General features: G+C 62.6%; 15 protein-coding genes. 3 read left to right on the forward strand and 12 right to left on the reverse strand.

All coding sequences use genetic code 11. The features are described from left to right. Positions 1 to 246 precede the first annotated feature (246 nt). Positions 247 to 489 carry a hypothetical protein gene (locus RE429_RS09945; RefSeq protein WP_414470625.1) on the forward strand — a complete coding sequence of 81 codons (243 nt, stop codon included), beginning with the start codon at positions 247 to 249 and terminating at the stop codon, positions 487 to 489. 116 nt (positions 490 to 605) lie between these two features. On the opposite strand, the gene RE429_RS09950 is transcribed toward RE429_RS09945, so the two are convergent. The 4 genes from RE429_RS09950 to RE429_RS09965 all read right to left on the reverse strand — a co-directional run bounded on the left by RE429_RS09950 (position 606) and on the right by RE429_RS09965 (position 7,389). After that, on the reverse strand, positions 606 to 1,685 hold the full coding sequence (locus RE429_RS09950) for an IS4 family transposase (RefSeq protein ID WP_414470626.1): 1,080 nt from the start codon (positions 1,683 to 1,685) through the stop codon (positions 606 to 608). 139 nt (positions 1,686 to 1,824) lie between these two features. After that, positions 1,825 to 4,089: a DEAD/DEAH box helicase gene (locus tag RE429_RS09955; RefSeq protein ID WP_414470627.1), complete on the reverse strand. Its 2,265-nt coding sequence runs from the start codon at positions 4,087 to 4,089 to the stop codon at positions 1,825 to 1,827. Further along, positions 4,037 to 5,368, reverse strand: coding sequence for an ATP-binding protein (locus RE429_RS09960; RefSeq protein ID WP_414470628.1), 1,332 nt, complete (start codon positions 5,366 to 5,368; stop codon positions 4,037 to 4,039). The genes RE429_RS09955 and RE429_RS09960 overlap by 53 nt, the downstream gene beginning before the upstream one ends. Beyond that, positions 5,365 to 7,389: a TerB N-terminal domain-containing protein gene (locus tag RE429_RS09965; RefSeq protein WP_414470629.1), complete on the reverse strand. Its 2,025-nt coding sequence runs from the start codon at positions 7,387 to 7,389 to the stop codon at positions 5,365 to 5,367. Before RE429_RS09965 ends, RE429_RS09960 begins: the two co-directional genes overlap by 4 nt. Positions 7,390 to 7,896: 507 nt before the next feature. Between RE429_RS09965 and RE429_RS09970 the strand changes: the two genes are divergently transcribed. Next, on the forward strand, positions 7,897 to 10,902 hold the full coding sequence (locus RE429_RS09970; protein ID WP_414470630.1) for an AAA domain-containing protein: 3,006 nt from the start codon (positions 7,897 to 7,899) through the stop codon (positions 10,900 to 10,902). A gap of 206 nt (positions 10,903 to 11,108) precedes the next feature. On the opposite strand, the gene RE429_RS09975 is transcribed toward RE429_RS09970, so the two are convergent. The 7 genes from RE429_RS09975 to RE429_RS10005 all read right to left on the reverse strand — a co-directional run bounded on the left by RE429_RS09975 (position 11,109) and on the right by RE429_RS10005 (position 20,562). Beyond that, positions 11,109 to 12,968: a TniQ family protein gene (locus RE429_RS09975; RefSeq protein ID WP_414470631.1), complete on the reverse strand. Its 1,860-nt coding sequence runs from the start codon at positions 12,966 to 12,968 to the stop codon at positions 11,109 to 11,111. Beyond that, positions 12,965 to 14,164 (reverse strand): TniB family NTP-binding protein, encoded by a 1,200-nt coding sequence (locus RE429_RS09980; protein WP_414470632.1) that lies wholly within the window; start codon positions 14,162 to 14,164, stop codon positions 12,965 to 12,967. Before RE429_RS09980 ends, RE429_RS09975 begins: the two co-directional genes overlap by 4 nt. 95 nt (positions 14,165 to 14,259) lie before the next feature. Then, positions 14,260 to 16,494, reverse strand: a complete 2,235-nt coding sequence (locus RE429_RS09985) for a Mu transposase C-terminal domain-containing protein (RefSeq protein ID WP_414470633.1) — start codon at positions 16,492 to 16,494, stop codon at positions 14,260 to 14,262. Between the two features lie 32 nt (positions 16,495 to 16,526). Continuing rightward, on the reverse strand, positions 16,527 to 17,303 hold the full coding sequence (locus tag RE429_RS09990; RefSeq protein ID WP_414470634.1) for a hypothetical protein: 777 nt from the start codon (positions 17,301 to 17,303) through the stop codon (positions 16,527 to 16,529). 362 nt (positions 17,304 to 17,665) lie between these two features. Continuing rightward, on the reverse strand, positions 17,666 to 19,795 hold the full coding sequence (locus tag RE429_RS09995; RefSeq protein ID WP_414470635.1) for an AAA family ATPase: 2,130 nt from the start codon (positions 19,793 to 19,795) through the stop codon (positions 17,666 to 17,668). Positions 19,796 to 19,906: 111 nt separating this feature from the next. Further along, positions 19,907 to 20,227 carry a hypothetical protein gene (locus RE429_RS10000; protein WP_414470636.1) on the reverse strand — a complete coding sequence of 107 codons (321 nt, stop codon included), beginning with the start codon at positions 20,225 to 20,227 and terminating at the stop codon, positions 19,907 to 19,909. Then, positions 20,224 to 20,562: a hypothetical protein gene (locus RE429_RS10005; protein WP_190844397.1), complete on the reverse strand. Its 339-nt coding sequence runs from the start codon at positions 20,560 to 20,562 to the stop codon at positions 20,224 to 20,226. Before RE429_RS10005 ends, RE429_RS10000 begins: the two co-directional genes overlap by 4 nt. A gap of 324 nt (positions 20,563 to 20,886) precedes the next feature. Between RE429_RS10005 and RE429_RS10010 the strand changes: the two genes are divergently transcribed. Then, entirely contained in the window at positions 20,887 to 21,303 is a 417-nt protein-coding gene (locus RE429_RS10010; protein WP_414470637.1) for a hypothetical protein, read from the forward strand. Positions 21,304 to 21,441: 138 nt separating this feature from the next. On the opposite strand, the gene RE429_RS10015 is transcribed toward RE429_RS10010, so the two are convergent. Further along, positions 21,442 to 22,968 carry a DNA cytosine methyltransferase gene (locus tag RE429_RS10015; protein WP_414470638.1) on the reverse strand — a complete coding sequence of 509 codons (1,527 nt, stop codon included), beginning with the start codon at positions 22,966 to 22,968 and terminating at the stop codon, positions 21,442 to 21,444. Positions 22,969 to 22,999 lie beyond the last annotated feature (31 nt).

Genomic DNA, 22,999 nt, shown 5'->3' on the forward strand with positions numbered 1-22,999 from the left:
GCGCGCCCCTCCGGCCGACGGCCGTTCAGCGACAGCGAGGCCCCGTCGTTGAGGCGCTCGAACCCGTCCTGGAGCTGGGCGTCCCGCGGCGTCCTCAGGGTGCTCTTGTGGAGCTTCCCCAACGCGACGATGCGCCGGGCGCGCCTCTCCTCGGCCACCCGCTCACCGGACCGGTCGTGGACAGGATGCGACGCGGGCAAGATGACTTGCTTTCAGGAGAATGATCTTGCTTTCAGGAGAATGATCTTGGCGGAGACGCCCAAGTCCCGCCCATTCGACGAACCCGGCCCGGACAAGAAGGTCAGGACGCTCGGGGAGGTGCTCGACGAGTTGGGCTTCGTTCCGCTGGCCGCGCCAAGGCACATCGTCGTTCAGGATGTCAATCGCGTCCGGTACGGAGGAAGCCACCATGACGTTCGGGATCCTCAGCTCCTGAGCCTGCGAAAGGGCGATGGTCCGCCGCCCAGGCAGAGGCCGCACGCCGCCTAATCCGCTGGTTGTCACTTAGAGCCATTTCCGCAAAAGTGGATGCCGGTTTTGCGAAGAAAAGGCGTCTTTCTCAAACAACAGGAGCCTTTGCCATGAACCGAAGCACAGTACACGACTCATGTTGCTTTGAGCCTGATCGGACATTTTGCCGTCCATGCGTTTGCGGCGATGTGAGGGGTGTTGAAGAGCGCCTGCCTGAGGGTATCGAGGCCGGTGCGGAACCATGACTTCGCGCGCCGGCCATGGACTTTTCGTGGGATGGCCTTGAGCCCCATGGTGCGCGACGCGGTGGCGTAAACCCAGGTGATGGTGAGCGCCAGAAGGGCGGTCAAGGTTTCGATCTTGCCCGGATCGGCCAGGTGCGTATCCTCCAGGTTGAAGCCGCGCGTCTTGGCCTCGGCAAACAGGCATTCGATCGCCCAGCGCCGGCGATAGGTCTGCAACGCCCGGCGCGGATCGGTGCGGTTGGTCAGCACGACGAGCCATTGGCCGCTTTTGATCCGGCGGGCGGCGAGCCGCAGCGGGGTCGGGTGGTCGGGCAGGAACACGTCGACGGTGTGGATGAGGTGGCGTGCGCGCTTGGTGCGCAACAGGGTCCGGATCGACCACAGCTGCCGGTCGGCGAGCGCCAGGCGCAAGTCCTCCTTGACCCGGATGGCGAACGGAATGTCGTGGTCGATCAGGAACTTGATCCAGTCGGCCCCGATGAACTCACGGTCGGCCAGCAGCAGCTCGATGGTGTCGGGCCCAAACCGGGCCAGATAGCGCCGCATCAGGGCCATGCGCTGGGCGCTGGTGCTGTTGCCCGGATGGGTGAGAACGCTCCACAGCAGCGGCACCCGGAAGCGGCGCGTGACGATGGCCAGCACCAGGATGTTGATGTCGCGGCGGCCGATCTTCCAGTGCGTGCGGTCGAGCGCCAGGCATTTCGGCCGCGACAGGTTGAGCATGCGGACCACCAGGGCGGCCACCACCGTTTGGTCGAAGCGCACAACCTGGAAGAAGCGTTGCAGGCGACGGTATTTCGAGGCATAGCGGGCCGGTCCGGGAAACTGGCTGGCGACATGGGTCAGGTTGACCGTGCGGCCCTGGATCAGCGCGACCAGAAACAGGCAGGCGGTTTCCAGACGGGATTGGCTCAGACCCAGGTGCGGCGCTAAAGTCCGCATCAGGGCGGTGCGAAGACAGATCGGCATAGCAGGATCCTTTTGGCGAAGAATCCGCTACTCCACCAGATCGCACCGTCCACCACCAGACTGTCGTGTACTGTGGAACCGAAGTTCATGGAAAAGGCTCTAGCTGGCGGCAAATCGAGAAGCTGCTATCAAATAAGCATTAAGTTATAGATAGCCCTACGAGCTTAGCGGCTTCCGTTTTGATCTGCCCTGCATAATCTTCGTGATTGCGTGCCCAGATGCGGCGCAGAAGGGCTTCTGGAACAAGCTCATCGAACTTGGCTCCCTGAAGATTTTCCACGAATTGAGCGATGTCACCGATCTCCATGGGAGGCATTTCGGCGATCTTGGTTATGATTGACCTCACCTGATCGATTGTTGCATCGCCAACCGTAATTCCAATATCGTGCTCTGCGCAGTCCAAGCCCGCAGTCTTCAGGGCGACAGCAAATACCGAGGTCATTGAGGAGCCTCGCCAGAGTAGAATATGAACGTCTCGATTGGCTTGAATGAGCCGGATTTTGTCGAGCTTCATGTCCCTGAAGGCTTTCCGGCCCTCTACCAGCATTTCCTTGGACGTTTGATCGAGATAGGCAGGTAGATCGTCATCGCGATAGACAGATAGCATCTCGGCAACGAGACGGTCATGGAGCATCTCGACCGCAAGGTTCTCGAATTTGGGAATGCGAGCCGAGCGGTGGTGTTCGACATCAAGCACTTTGGCATGATCGTCGACCGCCGTAACCCGCCAGCGCTGTCCTGCAAAGACGAGCAGGGTCCCTATGCCGACTGCGTTGACGATCGGGATTGTTCCAAGGGTTCGTCCGCTTGTTACCAGACGCCATTCTTCATCGCTTGGGAAGATGGCGTAGAAGTCTCGGCCACGGGTCAGCTCCTCGCCAATCTCGCCCAGCATGATTGTGCCGTCCGACGCTTGCTCAATGAGCCTTGTCTCGGGAGAGGCCATCCCGCGCAGCATCTCCACGAAATCGGTCTTGCTGATCACAGATAATGGACCAGCACCACAGATAGTCTTGTAGAATTGATCTACCCGAGCACCACTTCGTTCCGTAATGACAGACAAGATTTGGTGTAAAACGACTGTTGCAGCGGATGGATCGAGGCTCGGGGGTTCTACGAATTTGCCGATGAGGAGCCTGATCGCAGCTACCGCCCGCACAACCTCGAGACGTAGCCGATCGAGGGGATCTGCATCAGCCGCCAGATAACCCTCGCGGATATAAATGCGAAGGATCGCAGGTACGCCTTTCCGCCGCCCGCTCCGCCCGAGCCGCTGCCGCAAGGAGGCGAGGGAGCGCGGTGCGCCGATCTGGGCAACCGATTTCACGGAACCAATGTCGATTCCAAGCTCAAGCGTTGTCGTGGCAACGGCCGTTGTCGGCAGATCGCCCGCCTTTAAGCGCTCTTCAAGCTCCTCACGAAGGCCTTTCGAAATGCTTCCATGATGTGGGAAGAACTCATTCTGGACGCCCTGAGTCTCGCAACGCCTCCGGAGACGGTCAGCCATGGCCTCAACCCTCCGCCTCGATCCGGCGAACACGAGGTTGTTGCTGCCCCTCAAGTTTGTGAAGAGATGATCGGCAATGTAGTCGAGGGCGACTTTCTTGCCGTTCTCGTTCTCAAGGCCGTCGGCATCATCAGCGTCTTCAGGATCGATATAGGTTCTGACTTGGAGACGCAGCTCAGGAGCGCCGCTACCCGCTTCCACGATAGTGACACCAGATGGAGCCCCAGGATTCATCCACTGGGCTGCCACAGATAGGTCGCCTATGGTCGCCGACAGGCCCACACGCCGCGGACGCTTTGTCGACGCTTCGTCAATGCGCCGAAGCAGGCTAGCGAGATGCAATCCTCTTGGCCCCTGGAGAAAGGCATGCAGCTCGTCAACTACAATGAAATCGAGCGATCCGAGAAGCGCGTACGCTTGTGCAGGGCGTCTGATGAAAAGGGCTTCGATGGACTCGGGTGTGATGAGTGCGATCCCTCGTGGACTCCTGAGAGTTCTTGCTTTGGCGGCCTGTGGCGCATCTCCATGCCAGCGAACGACCTCGATTTCCATCCTTTCGCAGAGAAGGTCCAGGCGACGGAACTGATCATTGATCAGGGCCTTCAGTGGGCTGATATAGAGAACCGATAATCCTTGAGCCTCGCGGTCGGCCACCTGCGTGAGTATTGGCAGGAAGGCGGCTTCCGTCTTGCCAGCTGCTGTCGAGGCGGCAATCAGGACATCGTTACTCCCGTCCAGGACCGCCCGAATGGAGCGATCTTGAACTTCCCTGAGCTCTTCCCATTTCTGCTCCCAGATCCAACGCCGGATCTCCGGGTGCAGCCTGTCGAAGCTAGTCACGATATCAGAGCCGGAGGGTGGCAAGGTCATCGTCGCTAGACTGGGCGTCGCTACCATCTCCATTCTCTTCGGCATCCTCACCGATATCGCCAATATCAGTCTGAACGTCGACTCCACCGAGCAAGGACCGCCAATCAATGCCAGGGTTCTGTTCAAGCACGGCCAGGAACTGGACAAAGGCCTTGATCGTGTTGCGCGGCGTACGGAAATACGCCTCGCCGATGCGACGGCTGCAATGCTCCATGAAGGCCGTCAGCGCCTCTTCAGGCACCAGATTCTTGGAAGGGTCGCCACCTGCAAACACCGCGCGGATGTTCGACAACAGGATCAAAAGGTCCTCTGGAGTAAGGTTCTGGAGGCGGATGACCGGGCCGGATAGGTCGATGAGTCCGTTCGTCGCGAAGGCATTCTCGACAAGGCGGGATTGCAGCGCCTGATAGCTATAGAGGCCGCGGCGCGTGTCCATGAGAAACTCAGGGGTGCCGCCGAATACGAAGCCGATGCCACCGACATTGCCTTGGAGCACGTCGTTCAGCATGCGCAAAACCTGCTCATAGTTCTGGTTGCGCGCCTGTGAACTCTGGAGCTTGTAGAGGTTCACCATTTCATCGAAGACGACGAGCAGGCCTGCGTATCCGGCCTCCCGAACGAAGGCGCTCAGAAGCTTCAGAGCATCGTAGACATCACCGTCATCGATGATGTTCCTCACGCCGAGTGCCTGGCGGGCTTCGGTCTTCGTGCTGTACTCACCCCGAAGCCAGCGCAGGGCTGCCGCTTTGAGCACCTCGTCTCCGTCTTCGCTTCCACGCCAGTATGCCTTGATCACGGCCGCGTAGTCATACCCGCCGATATGCTCCTGAAGGTGTGCAAGGCGCTCGTCGATGACCTTCTCGACGGCCACGCCACGTCCTTCTGCGTCCTTCATGCATTCGGTTACAAATCGCTCGACGACACTCGCAAGTGCGCCACCTTCCGGTTTCGTGCGGGTTGCCATATTACGGACGGCTTCTGCATACAGCCCTCGTGCCTGGCCAGCCGTCGCATGAATGCGGCGATCGGGAGCGAGGTCTGCATGAATGGTGACCAGCTTTCGCTCAAGCGCAATAAGGCGCACGAGGTTCAGAAAGAATGTTTTACCCGCACCGTATTCTCCGATGACAAAGCGTAAACCCGAGCTTGCATCTGCGATGCGATCGATGTCGCGGACCAGGGCGCCTACTTCTGCGGCACGGCCAACCTGGATATGGCGTAGTCCGGTGCGAGGAACGACACCCGCTGCCAAGGCTTGAAGGATGACGTCACGGTCGCGGGCCTTGATCGGGGTATGGGTCGTCATGCAGCAATCTCCAGTTTGTCGAGTTCCTCGCGGAGGTGTTCCGCAATCATGATTGTTTCCCCATCCTCAAGGGCAGCCTCGTCGAATGTCTCGAAGCTCCACTCGTTGATGGTCTCAATGGCGCCATCCGGAAGCAGTCTCAGAGAACGAGCGCGCTCCTCGAAGGCGGCTCGATCAAGGGAGCCGGTGGTAAGGATGGCTGACAGAAGGGCCCCATGGGCGGCGTCTAGGCCCTGGAAAGCAACAGCTTGTGTTGTGGTCGCGGCTTTGGCTGGAGGAGAGACCTCCTCCTCGACGAAGATGTCCGCGAGCAGGGCTGAAACAGTCGATGTCTCGTGCTTTATGCGCTGAAGCCGCTCGTGATCGATCTGGATGCCTGTCTTTTTGGAGGGAGGAGCCGGACGCGCAGGGATAGGCGTGCCCTTGGCCGTTTCCTCGGGCGCCACAGTAACGGGACTTTCGATTATAGTCGCGCCTCGGTGCAAGGCGGCATACAGATCTTCCTGAGTGAGGCCGAGCGCCTTGTAGAGCTTTTCAAGAAACTTGATCTCTGCGGGTGACGCGTGTCCATCGGCAAGCACAACTCCGATTGCGGCCTGCGCGATCTGCTGACGGTCCATCTCAGGAAGGGTCGAGATCTTGTTCAAAACAGCCTGTTGACGAAGGCCGTCCTGCATCATGACCGCGGCGTATGCTAGAAGGCGCGCGCGCTCGATATCCGAGATCCCGGAGAGAGAACGGAGGGAGGCCGTAAGGGCCTCGTATTCTGCTGAAGCCACCGTGCCGTCAGCCAAGGCTGCCAGGACGGTCACATCGATCGTAGCTTTCGCGGACTTGTATTCCGGCTTATCCGAATCGACGGCACCGCCACATTTTGCTTTAAAGAGAACCATTCGTCCGTCCGCTGCCAGAGGGGCGGACCCGTAGCGCCTATCCGGTTCAAACGCGATATCCAGCTTGTCCAGGATGGCTCCGATTTGGGTTCGAACGGTTGCCGACATCTTTCCGTCCGAGGGTAATGGGAGACCGAGGATGTCAAGCACACTGGAGGCCATGGCAGGCGCGAGGGGGCGGCCGCCAAATAGCGTCTCGACTCTGTCTCGAAGAGAGGCCATCACCGATCCACTGTCGGATACCAGCAGCTCCTGAGGCAGTGCCATGAGCGCCTCGATAGTGCCCTTTGCCTCGGGGCGCCGCCCGAGGATACGGCTGTATGGATCCAAGGCGTCCGTGCAGGTCTCCAAGAGATCAGTCAATTTCCGCACAGGAGCGGCTAAACCCGAGATGTCAGGCAGCTCTGCGCCGGAAATGCTGAGGTCAACTGCGGCATCAAACGTACCGCTGGCAGCCTTATAGGAAATCTTCAGTCGCTTCCTCGGAGGGGGGACTGACATCCCCTTAGGATACTTTAGGACGAACCGGATGCGCCATAGAGCGACCAGTTCGTCGAAGCACCGTTTGGCAGGCGTTCTAAGGTAAATATCAGGACAAGATATGACCCAAAGCAATGCGTCGTCCGCTTCCGGCGGTTTGCCCTCAGCCAAGAGGTGTCCGATATATAAGCGGACTGGGAATGGGATCTCGTAATCCTTGCGGAGATCCGGATCGAGGGATGGTCGCTCATTCGTCTGCAAAGCCATCGCTGAGACGATATCCAGAAGCATTGAAGCATAGTTCCGAAAGGAATAATTCTCACCGTAAATGGTCAACAGCCTACGGATCTCGCTCGAGATCACTGTGGCTTCATGAGCTGCGCGGTCAACGAGGAACCGTCGCTCAAGACCATAGAAGAACAAAAAAACATACCCGATCCCGACATGTGGATCCTTCCTCCCTCCGGCGAGCCATTCGAGATAGGCTCTGCGGGATGTGGGAGGAATATCTGCATAGGATGGCCAGTATGGCATCCGGGATCCCGTGGTGTCCGCTCCCGTTGCCGCCACCTTCAGCTTGGGATTGATCAGGCAGTTCTCCTGTTGTGCACCTCCTGCGGTGTAAAGGTGCTCGCCGACATAGATCATGCCTCCCGTGATCCGGATGCCCGCGATTTCAGTGGTCTCGTCCGGCTGGAGCTATTTCGCAGGCGTTCTGCCCGAGCCCTGCTTGTTGCTTGTCGACGGTGTCGCTCGTCCGGCAGACATGCTGGCGGCTTGGTCCCACCGGATCGGTTCCGTAGTCGGTCTATAGACGGACCCTCTGGCAGCATTCTCTCGCTTCTTGGCCGCTTTGTAGGTGATGAATAGGCCGATCACGACAGCAATGATGATCCAGCTCACAATAGCCCCCAAGTCCCATCACAACCGCTGCCCCTGATCGTTGTGGTTGTGGGGTACAAATGGTTATGGTGTTGGGACAAATCTGGCAATAGTCCACATTATTAATGTTGATTTTCTCCATAAATGCTTAGTCTTGGGAGCTGGGATGTTGTCAAAATACAATTGTCTTGGTCGACCTCAGATGGAATGAGAGTGCCGAGGCAGTTGGGTAAGATCGGGAATTCAATGTCGGGGCAGCGTCCATACCTTCAAATGAGAGTTTCCGAACTCAAGACCCTCCTTGATAGGGCTCGTGGCGACCGTTCCGTCTTAGACGAGTTGGCCAAGGAGTTGACCTTTCGTAATGTCCCTAAGGCCAAGGAGTTGGCTGCCGAGGTCGACGACGCGTTGGCATCTCTCAAGAACTCAAGAGTTCGAGCTGCTGGCGGCGCATCATTTCGTTCGACATCTTCCATTGCCGAGGCGGATGCAGCACCGGGTGCACACGTCCTAAAATTTCCAGAGCGCCCGGTATCAAAACGTCCTGTCGAGTCGCGGGTCCATAAGCCGTTAGACAAGCGGGATGCTCCAGCCCAACAACCCGTCCCTCCAATAGAACACCTGGGCCCGCTGCCGACTTTCGCATCGCCCAAAGCTTCCAATGAGCCTCGTGCAATCCTGGCCGCTTGGACTGCTCTGGAGGCTCTATCTCCCCAGACATATCGGAAGCCAGAGGATTTGGCGGCAGGGGATCGCCGATGTGTTGCAGATCTTGCAAGCCAGGGGCTGCCATGGAGCAGGGGAGAACCCTCAAGGCCTAATAGAAAGCTCTTCTACCAGGTGATTCTTGGCGCGATCAGCATGGACCGCGCGACGGATGAACTCATCAAGGCGTTTGGAGCCGATGAGGAACGCAGCCGGCGGGAAAAGGAAAGGGCTGCCATTGCCGCTGTGATGGTGGACAAGAACGGCTATGTTCTCGATGAGAATGCCATTGCCGTCTCCTCATTCGCATGGGCGCTCCCGCATGCTCTTAAGTTAGAACTCGGAGGGCTCGGTGCGTGGCTTCGCGTCGAGCAAACCCTTCAGGACCGTCTCGGGAAGATCCTGCGCCGTAAGGATCCTGACGGGAAGCCGCTGCCCCTGGATCTGGCGACCATTCAGCATGCCTATGACTGGCTTGTTGCCCAATTTGAGCTTCCTGGGCACCTCATTGAACCACCGTCCTTCGCCTTGCGCGTCTATCACTATTTCAAATCCAAGACGCCGCCTGAAGCATCGCTCCTGAACTCGTTCTTCCTGGCCGATCTCGGGCGGGCATCGGAGCTCGTCGCCAGCGGCGCCGGATCAGGACTGCGGCGCTATCTCGGCCAGGAGACGCCGCGCGAGACCCAGGACCTGCTCGCCGGTCTCAGCCGGATCGAGCCATTCGTGGCGCCGAACATGATGGCGGCTTCCCGGTGGCCGGCTCAGGGCGGCTATCCGCTCGCCCTCCTTCAGCAGGCGGCCGTCAACTTGGCGCGGGCAGAGCTCGGACGAACTGACGGCATCATGGGAGTGAATGGCCCGCCGGGGACGGGAAAGACCACCCTGCTGCGCGATCTGGTAGCCAGCTGTGTCGTCGATCGTGCGAGCGCCATGGTAGCGTTCGAGGACCCTTCATCTGCATTTACGAGTTCCGGCCAAAAGGTGATGGTGGGATCCAATGCGTTCCTCCACCTGTACATGCTCGATCCAAGCCTGAAGGGGCATGAGATCCTGGTCGCATCCAGCAACAACAAGGCCGTCGAGAACGTCAGCCGTGAGCTCCCGCTAAAGAAGGAGTTCGGGCGCGCGGACGAGATCGGCTACTTCAGATCGATCAGCGACCACCTCGCCAACTCCCGCGATCTCGATGATGAAGAGGGGGAAAAGGAAACTGAGTCGATCGAGACCTGGGGGCTGATCTCAGCCGTGCTCGGCAATTCGAGGAACCGGGCAGCCTTCCAGCAGAAGTTCTGGTGGGACGAGGAGCGGGGCTTACGAATTTACCTCAAGGCGGCCAAAGGAGACTCCGTCGTCCGGCAAGTCTTGGATGAGAAGACAGGTAAGATCATCGAACGACGAACACCGGAGGTAGTCGTCAAAGAAAAGCCTGCATCTGGAGCGGATGCGGCAGCCCAGTGGCGAAAGGCACGTTCCCGGTTCCAGTCTCTGAAGCAGGAGATCGAGGCCGACTTGAAGCGTCTCGAAGGACTGCGTGTAGCCTGCCAGAGGTTCCCTGAGGCGCGAAACAAGCACGTATTGCTTCAGGAGCAGCACACGACTCTCGAGAAACAGTCGGCGCATGCGAAGCATCTGCTCGACAAGCGGACCTTCGAGCACACGGGACTATTAGAAGAGGCGAGGCGCCAGGAGAGCCATCAGGCCAACCACAATCTGGTCCGCCCCGGTTTCTTTGCGCGCCTTTTTGGGACAGCCAGCTGGAAAGAATGGGCGAAGATCGCCAGAGACCTTGCTGAACGGGCGAGACAGGCGCAGGAGCGCGTGGCCACAGCCGAAATGGCGCGAGCCAAGGCTTGCACATCCCATGATACTTTAGTCGCTGAACTCTCGGCCTCGATGCAGCAGCTCACTGCACTCACAGATCTCATCTCACGAATTCAGCAGATGATGGATGAAACCCGTGCCGAGATCGGTGATGGCATCATTGATCGGGAATTCTTCAAACGCTCTCACCGAGAGATGCACCTGGCCGCACCATGGCTCCCCGCTGCCCTCCACCGGAAGCGGGAGGAGCTTTTCATCGCAGCTCTTGAGGTCCAGAAGACGTTCATCGATGCGTCTGCCCAGAAGGTGATGCACAATCTCAGCGCTCTGATGGGTGCCATGACAGCGGGAGCTTTTCCTGAGGAGGAAAAGAAGGCGCTGCTCGGTGATCTCTGGTCGACCCTGTTCATGGTCATTCCGGTTGTTTCGACGACGTTTGCGTCGGTGGACCGGATGTTCGGGGACCTGAAGCCCGGAAGCCTTGGATGGCTTCTGATCGACGAGGCAGGCCAGTCGGTTCCACAGGCCGCTGTTGGCGCCATAACGCGCGCGAAGCGATCCGTCGTCGTCGGCGACCCCCTTCAGATCCCGCCTGTAGTGTCTCTTCCGGATCGCCTCACGTCTGAGATCTGCACGTTCTTCAAGGTCGACACGACTGAGTGGGCTGCCCCGAGGGCCTCGACGCAGACGCTTGCCGACAAGGCCTCCACGACGAAGGCCTCATTCAAGTCGGATCAGGGTGTAAATTGACTCATTAACTTTCACCGGGGTCGGCTCAAACCCTTATTTTCTGGGGCCCGATTTCGGCATCTGACGCATTACCTCTCGGTTTTGACTCACCGACGCGTCATTGATTTCGGCTTCGAACGGGCACTCGGCTATGCACGTCCAGCCAATAAAAAACCCCCGAGGAATTCCTCGGGGGTTCTCGCCTTATCGGATGCGAGTGCGCTACATCATGTGGGGACGGTGTCGCGCCGGAACAGCAGCGTTCGTTTCGCGGCCTCTATCACGATGGCCGGCTTTATGCCGTGCGCGACCAGCGTCCGCTGCAACGCCCCGCGCGACTGATGCCGCTCCCGGGCAAGGCGCGACAGGGTGATCGTCTCGCTCTCGAACCGCGCCATCTCCGCCTCGGGCACCACCGTCTGGGGACAGCGGTTAACCGGATTGACCGCGACCTCGGTCGCGAGATGACCGCCGGCGATCAGACCCTGCACCGTAGAGGTGTGAACGCCGAGACGCCGCTCGACCGCGCGCAACGACAGGCTGCCGTGATCCGGACGGCGCACCGCCGCCCGGACCTCGTCCATACTCACCAACACCGACAGGTAGCCGCGCGTGTTCGTCCTCTGACCGACGAACGACAAGCGACGCTCCAGGATCGCCGCCACGATCTCCTGCGCGGAGCAGTTCGCGCGCTTGGCCGCTTCGGGAATGGTGGCCATGCCCTCCAGCGGCGCGGTCATCGGCTCGGCGTCAGCCAGCAGGCGGGCGAGGAAGCGATCAAGCTCAGTGCGGGCAAAGGCCGGACGCAGTGCCGTGCCTTTCCCCGCGAGCGGCTGGAGGAAACCCGCCTCGTACAACAGTGCCATCTGCACGCGCGGCGCGTTGAGGTAGTGGCCGGCCCGCTTCAGGCTCAGCGCCCCCGTCACCTCGAGTGCGAGGCTCGCGGCGGCCTCAGCCTCGAACACCACCCGATCGTCGGACAGCTCGCGGCTATCGCCGCCGATGAGGCCATGGCGCAGCAGCAGCTTGCGCAGACGCTTCGGATGCTCGCCCGTTTCCTGCGCCAGCGTATGGATCGAGTGCAGGCGCCGCTCGGTGACAGGTTGCCCGAAGATTTCGTCGCCGGGGCCGACCGCCGTCGTGGCGATCAGGTGATGGGCGATCCTATGCCTGATGGCGGCGTAGGAGGGATCCTTCTCCTCGCTCGAAAGCCACTCGTAAAGGCGCCCGAACTTGCGCCGTGGCCGTCCGTCCTCGACCGCCTGCACCTGATCGCGCAGGCGGGTCAGAAGGTTCGTGAAGGCGTCGTCTCCTGCCGCCGCGATGCGGTAGCCCTCGTCGCCCGCCTCGCGCCACTGCCTCTCGCTGAGACGGCTGCGGCGCACCCGCGGACCATTCAGGGACACGGCGCCGATCATCTCGCAGGCCCGCGCCACCGCATACCACGGCAGCTCGTCGAGGAAGGGTACGTTGGGTGCCTCCCCCCAGAGGCGCCCGAGCAGGTACGCCTCAAAGTTTGAAGGCGGCAATTCCTGGCCCTTGATCTGCCCAGCCGTGATCGTCGCCCAGTTCGCCTGCACAGCCGCGGCGAAGTCGGGCACGCCCGGCTTCGAATCGGGCACAGGCAGACAGGTGAGTGCGAGCCAGTGCCGCGCGCAGGTCCGGACCGAGGCCAGCGTCCAGGCGGCGCGGCCATAGGGACGAAGGCGGTCGGGGCCGGAGCGGCTGTCGAGATCCTCAGCGAGACACGACAGGCACACCCGCACCCTGGAGCGGCACAAGCTCATGGGCCGCAGCACCTGCCCGTTGAGGCTGAACACCTGGGCCTCCCCCTGCGGCTCCTCGTGCCTGAGCGAGAAGCGGCGCAGGGCCTCGAGGTCGGCTCCCGTTGCGGCGCTCAGACGGGACAAGGCCGCTTCCTCGCCGTAGGCCAGGCTCACGGCATTGATACGCAGGTCGCCGCAGAAGGTGCCGAGGTCGAGACCGTACATGGCGCCGCTGAGCGAGCCATGGCTGATCGCGGTCTCGCCGAGACCGAGGTCGACGGTGTAGCGCAGGCGCTTCGGAAGGGGCATGTGAGCACTCACGCGCGGCCTCCCTTGCGGCGGGAAGGCGTGGGGGCCTCGGGTTGCACCGCGGTGGGAACGAACCCGGACGCCACGAACTCCCAGTCGCGCACAGTGAACAGGTTTTCGTCCGGCGCGCAGCCCGTGCCGGCGGCGTAGGCGGATGCGAAGTGCTTCGGGGTCAGCTCCTCCGCTCCGGTGCGGATCGCCTCCTCGGCCGCCGCACGGCAGATCTGGATCACCAGCCCGAACTGCCCGCCCGCCGCCCGGCACAGGCGCGCCAGGAACTCGTCACTGAGGAGGTCGACAGGCGTCAATTCGGCGAGGCCCTCGCTCACCGTCCTGACGACCAGGCGCAGACCATCGACGTCCTCGGGGAACGAGAGCGGGGTGAAGCGCACGAAGCGGCAGCGGCGCTGAAGCTGGACGTCGGTCTTGACGAAGTCGACGAGCGCCGGCAGCCCCGAGAGAATGAGCGAGACCGGGTTCTCGGCATGCTGCATCAGGTTCTTGAGCGTGTCGGACAGCTTCTGCATCTCGTGCGCGCTGTTGGCACTGAGCGCGTGCTGCATCTCGTCGATGTGGACGATCCTTACCTGCCTGACGCGGAGTTGCTCGCGCAGGCGGGAGTAGGCGACGTTCTCGCGGATGTCGCGCACCATGCCGTAGCCGAGACCCTGGTTCATTACCTCCATGGCCAAGGCCCGCGGGGTGAAGGGCGAGGGCGCGGTGATCGACACGATCGGCACGACGGGGCCGACGGCGAGATTGCGCGGCTGGAGCTCGACCTGCGAGGCGATCAGGCGCGCGATCGCCGCCGACTTGCCGGCACCGCTGTCGCCGACCACGACGAGAGCACGGCCCTCGACACGGCGACCGGAGACGTTGAGCCCGTGCAGGTCCTTGAGGCGGGTGATCTCGTCCTTGAGTACTTCGTACATGCCCGTGCGGATGAAGCCCGCGTTCAGCCGCTCGATGCGTGCGATGATGCGCTCGTGGCCCAAATCACGCAGGACCGGGATTGGACCGGACCTGCTCACACCTTGCGTGAGGTCGAGCACGGGCTCAGGCAGGATCTCCGTCGTGGGGAGGGTATCGGCGAGAGCGCCGCTCTCGCGCAGCGGCACGATGTTGTCGGAAACAGTAGCGGTCTGGGTCGTCATGGGTGTCTCGGGCTCCTGGTGCGGGGTGGTGGGGGCAGTCGTGGACGCGGTCATGTGCAGGTCTCCTGGTTGGGAAGGATCGGTCACGGAATGGCTTCTCTCGGGGGGCATGCTTGGGTTCCCTTGGAGGGGGTGAAGGGGTGTCGGGCTTACTTGTCGCTCTCCACGGTCCAGGTGCCGGCGGGGCCGTAGGGGGAGGTGGGAGCCGGGGCGGCGTCGCCGAGGATGTCGGCCTCAGTGTCCTCGGCAGCCGTGCCGGCGGTCTCGTCCTCGCCATCGGTCAAGCCGAGCAGGTCGTCGTGGCTGGCCGCGACAGCAGCGCTCTCGCGGATGCTGAAGGTGCGGAACAGGTCGCGCTCATAGCGGTTGAGCTCGATGTCTGTGGCCTCGGGCGGCGCGATCCCGCAGCGGGCGCGGGCCGCGTCGCCGATGGCGCGGATCGCCGCCACCGCCTCCAGCACGATCGGACGGGCAAGTTTCGCCTGGGTGGCGAAGCGATGGCGCAGGCGCTCGCCGGTCGCGATCCAGTCGCTCATGATCAGCCCTTGCGCGAAGCTCTCCACGCACGGCACTGCGATCCAGCGCTCCCCCGGCACCTTGACTGAGATCGCGCCGAGATCCTGGGCGTCGACCTTGATATGCACCTTCTGCTGCTGCACGAAACGGCGCAGGCGCTGAAGCTCCAGCGACTGGTAGCGCAGGCCGAGGAAACGCATGCCCTCCTTGCCGATCTTGCGCTTGACGACGCGGCCGAAGACCTCGCGCAGACGGCGCGGGCCGGGCTCGGGTGCCACCGCCCATTCCCGCGACAGCCGGGCCCAGGCGTTCGCCGGCGTCTCGCCCTTGAGCCCTGCATGCGGGGTCTGGTGGTAGATGTCGGCCACCGCCCGCACCGCGCACTGCAACAGCTCGTCGGCGGTGACGCAGGCGTTGGCCCCCGGATCGTAATCGGCGCGGTCGACCGGATTGGCGAAGGTGCGCCCGCTCAGGTCCGCGAGCGTGATCCCCTCCAGGGTATCGAACAGGCGCTCGATGGTGCCGCGCAGTTCGGGGTGTCCGCCGGGCGCCTGCTCGAACGGAATGCCAAGCTGCATCAGGAGCTCGCAATAGGCAGGGCCGAACGCAGGGCCCTGGTCGGTGACGATCAGGGAGGGCTTGCCGCGGTACGGCCACAGCATGCGGCAGCCGGCGGATTGGGCCAGCGCCGACTTGTCGGACATCATCATCCGCAGGGCCGTCGAACTGCTGTCGCGGGACGGCGCGTGGATCGACATGTGCAGGGCGAGGATGACCCGCGAGGCGCAGTCGATCGCCGCCGTGATCCAGCAGCGGCACTTTTGCAGCTCCTCGCGCTGCTTGTCCGTGAACGTCTCCCACAGCTTGGTGCCGGCGAGCACCGTGACGAGAGGCACCTCCCACTCGTCCATCTCGACGCGTTCCAGCAGGCGCGTGACGGTGACGCCCTGGTGCACGACGTAGAAATGATGGTTGGCGTAGGCCGCACCCTTGCGCGCAGCCATGACCTTGAACGGGTCGAGCTTGGCGATCGCCCGATACACAGTGCGCAGGTTGGGTGCCTTGAGCTTAGGTTCACTCTGACCCCGGGCGGCGCGGGCGTCATTCTCATTGCCGATCCTCGTCTCGATCTCAATCAGCAGCTTCGGAGCCGAGGGGCGCAGGTTGCTTGCGTAGCCCTTGACCACCGCGTTGAGGATCTCGCGCACCTTCGGATCGAGGCGGTCGGTGCGGTAGCCACGGCGGTGGGTGGCGTCCATCAGGCACGAGACGTCGCCGTCGGTCTCCTGCCAGCGCTTGAGCCAGCGGCGCACCTGCCACGGCTCCGGCAGTTCGGGGCGCTCCGGCTTGTCCGAGCCGTGGCCCAGGCTGTTCTTGTAGTACGCCTTCTCGTGCTTCCAGCGCTCGCGGGCTTCCCGGGTCAGTTCCTTGTCGATCGTCTCCAGGACGTCGCGCAGCTTGTCGTCGGCGAGGCTCGGAGCCTCGCCCCTAGCGCGCTTCTCGATCAGGCGCAGGATGAACTGCTGGCGGGTGAACACCACTGCCTGCTCGTCTTGCGGAAGGTCGAACACGGTGCGGGCGCCATGGATCAGGCGCAGGTTCGCCCGGTTGCGTGCGAAGTAGTTGCGCTCGACCTCGAGGCGGTCGGCCTCGAGCAGGCCCCAGAGCTGAGCCTGGGTGAAGGTCTGGTGCAGGCCCGCGCCGTCCATGCTCTTGAGCAGGACGAATTGCGGGCGGATGTCGAGGCAGCGGTGCGGGGTGCCGTCGACCAAGACGCGGTCGTCGGGGAACAGCGCCATCATGTCCGTGCGGGTGGATTCCGGCAGCGGAGTGGTTTGGGAATTCGTGAGCTTCAGGGCAGCGGACATGCAAAACCTCGTGTGGGGTAAATCGGAAGGGTTCAGTGGGCGCGAACGGGAATGACGGAGGCGCCCATATCGATGCGGCCGGGGCGCGAGAGCGTGATGAAGCCGTCGCCGATCAGGCAGGCGATGGCCGGCAGGGCATGGCCCTCGAGCCCGCTCGCTTCCACGAGATCGGCAATGCGCACCGCGCCAGTGACGCCGTCGAGCAGCTCCAGCACCCGGGCGAGGTGGACGTCATCCCGACGCTGACAGGCATCGAGGATCATGCGGGCGTTGTGGACGCGATCCGCCGTGATGTGGGCTTCCGTGCGCAGCACCACGCTGGTGGCGAAGGTTGGGTCGAGCTGGGCACGGATGAGCTCGAGCACGCGCTCAATCCCGGTGCTTGCCACCTTGATGGCCGGCTTGACCGCAAAGGCGATGCGGTGCCCGTCGTGCAGGACGGCGAGATAGTCAAACGTGTGCTCATGCATGACGCCGTCCTCGTCGATATAAGCGACGGCGGGGGGCTGGTCCCAGATCCAGGCGACGCGCGGATCGGTGCGCAGCAGCAGGTAGAAGCCGCCCTCAAGGGAGCTCTCGCCGGTGATGACGCGGTTGATCACCGGATCGGGGATGAAGGCGTGGAACGAGCCTTTGAAGTTGCGCGGCAGCCTGCGCGATGCGACCGACTCCTGCGGCGGCGTCCAAGCGTCGGGGAAGGGATCGTCCGGGGCAGGCGGAGGCGGCTGGAAGCGCAGGGACAGCGGCTTGGTCCAGTCGGGCAGGCTAGCTGGGGTCTCGGGGGTGCGGTGGGGATTGGGCAGGGACAAGGCAAAGCTCTCCTGTGCTCCGGCGCGGCTCTCCGGAGTGATAGCTGTGGGATGGGACGAGGAGCGGCCGCTGAGGGCCGCGTCAGGTCAGGCCGCTATTCGGCGGAGAGCGAAGCCGTGGGCAGGGAAGGCCGATGCTGGGCGCTGGGGTGAGGCTGAGCGCATGGCCTGCTTCGACTCCACATAGTCGTCTGTCACCGCGGCAAAGACCGCGGCAGCAGAGACAGCGTGGGCGGAAACAGGACGGATCATCAGGGGCCTCGTTGAAACGGTCGTCCGCCTTTGCCAGGTCACGAGGGATGGCGTCAATCACGGCGGATGAGTCCTTGGAAGAGCCGATCACGAAGTGTTCCATGCTGGGTTCAGATGCCGGGCGAACCCTTCACGGGGCCTGATTTTGCTGAAGTTTTCGGGCGCCTGTGGCGCGTGCCGGACGCGTCGACTGCGTTCGTCCCGGGGGCGGCGTTGAGGATTGGGTCGGGCCTGTGCGCTTGCACAATGGCGACGATATCGCGAAAATAGATTTCACCTTTGTCCGCAAGCGCTTCCGTCAGCTCGAGCAGCGCCGCGCGGTGGCCCGACAACAGGGATTCGGCCTTTTCTCGGCAAAAGTGGAGAATCTTGTCCACACGCTCCCGCAATGCGGCGTCCGCGTTCAGCATGTCGAGGAAATCCCGGTCCTGCATGCTGCCGCGATAGACGAGCGACGCGCCCATGCCGGCCGCCACCTCCAGCGCCAGCGCCCGCAATGTGGCATGATGCAGGTCCGAGCCCACGCGGCTGCCCGAGCCGTCGCAATGCTCGCCCAGCAGCATCGTCTCTGCCGCCATACCGGCCAGCAGCGCCGCAATATCGCCGAGATAGGCCGAGCGGGTCAGCGGCACTGCGACCTGTCGCCCGAATATCGTCTCGCCGGCAGGCAGTCCGGGCGGGGACACGCGGATCACCCGCGCCATCAGCGGCGGGTTGCTCGTCTCGGACATGACCAGGCAGCCGACGAGCGCATGCGCCGCCTCGTGCAGGCAGGTACGATGATAGGCGTCCTCCGAGAGCGCAATTAGCCGCGGCGTCGAAGCATTCAGATCGTCGAGGGTTACCGGCCGCTTCTCCAAGCGTGCCTTGCGCCTAGCATCGCGCACGATCTTCTCGAGATCGGCGCCGGACAGGCCCTCCAGCCGCCGACTCAGGGGCATCAGGTCGGCTCCTCCGAGAAGCTCAGCGAGATGGAAACGCAGGATCGCGGCGCGGGCCGTGGCATCGGGGAGCGGGATCGCGATCAGGCGTTCCAACCGTCCCGGACGCAGGATCGCGGGGTCAATCTTGTCGGGGTAGTTCGTCGCCCCGATGACCACGACGCCCTCGCGGCCGTCGGCGCCGTCGAGACATTCGAGGAGGCCGTTGACCACCTCGCGGCAATACTGCTCGTTGCGGGCATCAATGAGTTGCGACCGGTCGCCGAAGCTATCGATCTCGTCGAGGAACAGGATGCAGGGCGCGTTCCGCTTGGCCTCGTCGAAAGCCTTGCGCATGGCCTTCAACAGATCGCCGAGATGGCCCATGGCCTGCCAGCGGGCGAGCGAGTGGATGAAGATCGGCACGTTGCAGGATCTGGCGATGGCCTTCGCGGCGGTGGTCTTGCCGGTGCCGGAGTTGCCGTGCATCACCACGCCCTTGGGCATCTCGGCCCAGGTGATCTCCTTCGCCCGGTAAGCCAGCCAGTCGACGACGAGCGACTGCCCCCACTCGGCAACCTCTCCGAGACCGGCGAGTTCGGCAAGGGTCGGATCTGTCCTGGTATCGCGCACGGACTCGGTGGGAGCCACGGGGGCTTGCGCCACGCGGCTTAAAGAAGCCAGCGCCCGGGACAGGCTGGCGCGGGTGCGCAAGGCCGCGGTGACCGCGGTGATCGACAGCCCGCTCACGTCAGGCAGCTCGTGGGTGGCCGGTGCCTGCCCGAAGAAGGCATACAGCACGCCGCGCAAGGCATGAGAGTCGCAGGGCGCGAGCGGCACCACTGCCTCCGCCGCCTGTCGGAAGAAGGACGGGATGTCGGCGTCCTCGGTGGCCAACACCAGCACGCGGCGGTGCTTGGCCAGCAGCGCCGCAGCGTCGGCATCCTTCCAGCGCAGTTTCTCCTCAATGGAGATGATCCTCACGGCATCCGCATTGCGATCCTCGATGATCAGATCGAGGTCGTCCCATTCCCTGCGCGCCCGCAGCAGGAGCGTCTCGCTGGCTTCCTTGACGAGAGTGAGATCCTGGGCATGCCGCACGATGAGGGCGATTGCGCCGCTGCCGCCGCGCAGGAGGTTGTGCGCGCCGGCCTGGCGCACGGCGCGCACGATCAGATCCATGGCAAGACGCTTAGCCGGATCGGTGACGGGCGACAGGGCCTTGCGCTTGCGCCGCAACGGCTTGTCGGCGGGTTTGGGTTTTGGCGTGTGACGGAGGCGGCGGGATCGCTGCATGGACGAGCGGGACGAAGAGGGCATGGATCATCGTTCAGGCGCGCGAGGCTGCCTGTCCTTGTAGGGTTCGGGATGGGTGGTAAGGGGGAAGGGCGCGGGCCGGCGCGATGCGGCCGGCCCGGCAATGGTGGGCTGTCAGCCCGCGGCCAGGCCGAGCGCGTAGAAGCGGTTGAGAGTGCGGGCGTAGCCGAGTTCGGGTGCGAGCACCCACAGGCCGCTCGTGACGGCGGGGCGCAGGTCGGCGATCTCTGGATGACCCTCGACGACCCCCGTCAGGCACGGCTCCGTCTGCAAGGAGAGTGTCCAGCCGTTGAGCAATGGAGCCCCGTCGAGAACGTCACGCCCGGGATGCCGGCCTGCCGCGATCGCCTCCATATCGGCGACGAGGCGCTTGAGGCGCGCGATCTCCGGTAAGAGCTGCGGCGCGGGGCCGTCACGACGCACGATCATGCTCATGCCCGGTTCTCCAGCCAATCAGTCGCTGTCGGCTCGGCCCTTCGAATGCGGGTCCAGGGATCGAGAGGGCCGGCATCGAGATCGGCGACGATGACGCCCTTCACGATCAGGGCGGCGAGCACTGCCACCGGTTGAGCACTTTCTCTCAGCACATGTAGACAGCCAGTCACGGGCAGCGAGCCATACTCGTCGAGGCAGGCGAGCAACAGAACGCGCTCGTGCAGGGCAACCGGATGATCGGCGTAAGGAAGAAGCTCGTCACGGGCTTCCTGGCAATTGGGCAAAGGCCAGGGTTCGCCGTCGCGGCCTGCGACGGCGGGAGAGGGCATGGGCATGGTCAAAACACTCAATCTGCGGGGACGGCGCCCCTAGTGACGCTCAAGGTGCAAAAGACGATGCGCACCTTGCTCCTCCGATCCGTAAGTATCCGTCGGCGGCCTCTCAGGGCCGAGAGAATATTGATGGCGTCGGAAAGCCTTCAATTGTTAGGAGATAATTGAGTTGGAAGGCAATACGCGGAAGCGGCTTAAAATCTGATGCGGCAATCGTGCCGACATCTGGGGCATTCCGGCGGATACAGCGGAATTGTTGACAAGAACCTTGCATCATCCTGTGCGAATGCTTGCGCCTGTCACTTCGACGAGGATCCAATCCTGCCGATGCAATTCGAGGCGCAGGATTCGCGGCGTGCGGCCGTGCCGGCGCGGTTGGGGCAGAGCATCGCGACGATCGGCGCTCCCGCCGAATACAAGCGAAAAGCGACTCGAAAAGAAAGTTATCCAGGGCTGACGCCAACCATGGTTAAAATTTGCTGCAAGCCCCTCGCTCAGCAGCGTTATTCGGCTTTTTTAGGGATGTTGATAATCCACAAGTGCGCAGGTGGCACGATGGGCGGGAATGGGGAGGTCGAGAGGGTGTTGACCGGAGATCCAGCTCGTTCCAAGTTGCCCACGTTGCATCACAGAGGGTGTGCGAGGCCGGAAATCTGGTCGGGCAAGGCTGCGGTCCGCACAACCTGCCAAGCCGCGTTGGCGCTATTTATTGCGAGTTTAGTCCAGTTTATCGAAGTTCGCTAAACCCGCCGGAGCGGCAACCGATGCCAAGCCTCCCCTTTCGCAGTGATCAGGGTATGGTAACGCAACCCTCGCCTTGGAATTCCTCGGCGGCTGAACACCAGGGCCGGTGTGGCCCTGGCTCAAGCGTATAGGGAAGGCTCAAGCCGCCTTCCTCGACCCGATCCTCAGCTTTGCGATGGGAGCGTGCTCATCCTGCGGATCATCGTTCTCGTAAGCCTCGGCCATCTCCTTCGCTAAGTCCCGCATCTGCTTTTGCCGCGGCAGGTCGCGCCACTCGGCATGCATCCGCAGGGACAGCCGGATGTCCGACTTCACCGAGGCGGACAGGCCTGCGAATTCCTTGTTCTTCTCCAGCAGAGCGAGTTCGAGGTCAATGTCGGCTAGCATGCGCCCGTTCAGCAGCTTGCGGCCGCGGTTGAGATAAGTTTTGCGGTTGCGCAGAACCTGACCTTTCGCTTTCTTCGCCTTGGTCAGCCAAGTGACGAAGTCCGTCTCAATGGCTGGAATGCTGTGGCCCTCATCCCGTGCCTTGATGATGCGGCCGAGCGCTTCCGCCAGCTTCACCGGCACGGCATTGGCGATCATTTGGGCCTTGTTCTTCTTGGTCAGCCCACTCCAGTCCCAAGTCTTGGGGAAGCCCTGGATCAGGGAGAGCTCGTCGACGGAGAGCGGTGGCACATCCTGCCCACGGGCGAGATCCTTCGCATGCTTGATATAGCGGCTCGATGCCGGCTCGTGCGAGGTCGTGATGATTGTGGGACATGGCAGATCGATCGAGCGCACGCCAGGTTGTAGGCTGAACGGGCGCATGTAGTAGACGCGGGTTTCGGGCGGGGACTTGCCGTCATCCGGGTGTACGCCGACGTCGTCGCCGAGCAGGTCACGTACGCTCATCGGCTTGTCGCTGCGGGACTCCACCAAGGCGCTGTCGAGGAAGCCATCGGCTTCGTCCAACCTGCCGATGACAATGAAGCGGCGTCTGGCCTGGGCGACGCCGTAGAAGCTGGCATCGACGATCTGCTCGGTGAGGCCGTAGCCAGCCCGCTTGAGGATCTTACGTGCGCGCTGGTAGGCCTTGGACTTCTTGGCCTCCGGCACGTTCTCCATCAACAGCCAGCGTGGTCGCAGGGCCGCGACAAAGATGGCAAACGCCAGGGTAACGTCGGCGCGACTGCCCTCGATGCGCGAGCCGGCGGAAGAGAAATCCTGGCATGGAGGCGATCCCACGATGATATCGCACGACTTGGTGAGAGCTTCCGGCACCACCGCAAGCAGGTTGGCCAGATCGCCCTGGACGGCGTGCCGGCCCGGACGGGCGAGCAGCGAAGGCGACTTGATGTTCTGGCGATAGATCTTGACCGCTTCGGACCAGAAATCGATGGCCAGTCCTATTTTGAATCCTGCCTTCCTCAGGCCCAGCGACATGCCGCCGGCCCCACAGCACACTTCGACTGCGTTCATCCTCAAAGCCCCCGAATTCTTCATTGTGGAATCATTCGCGTCTAGGATGTTTCCGTTACGGAAGTATTGATGGGTGCCGCAGCGAGGATCTGCGGGCACACACAACGGCGAAAGTCGCCTTCGGCGCCCATGTCCCCGCAAACAGGCCCGCAGTTCCCGGGGGGGCTCAAAACAAGAACATTGCCCCTTGCAATCCAGGAACATGATCCTCATTTCTTGGCGAGCGTAGCAATAG

This window comes from Microvirga sp. M2, assembly GCF_047497095.1.
Classification (GTDB): domain Bacteria; phylum Pseudomonadota; class Alphaproteobacteria; order Rhizobiales; family Beijerinckiaceae; genus Microvirga.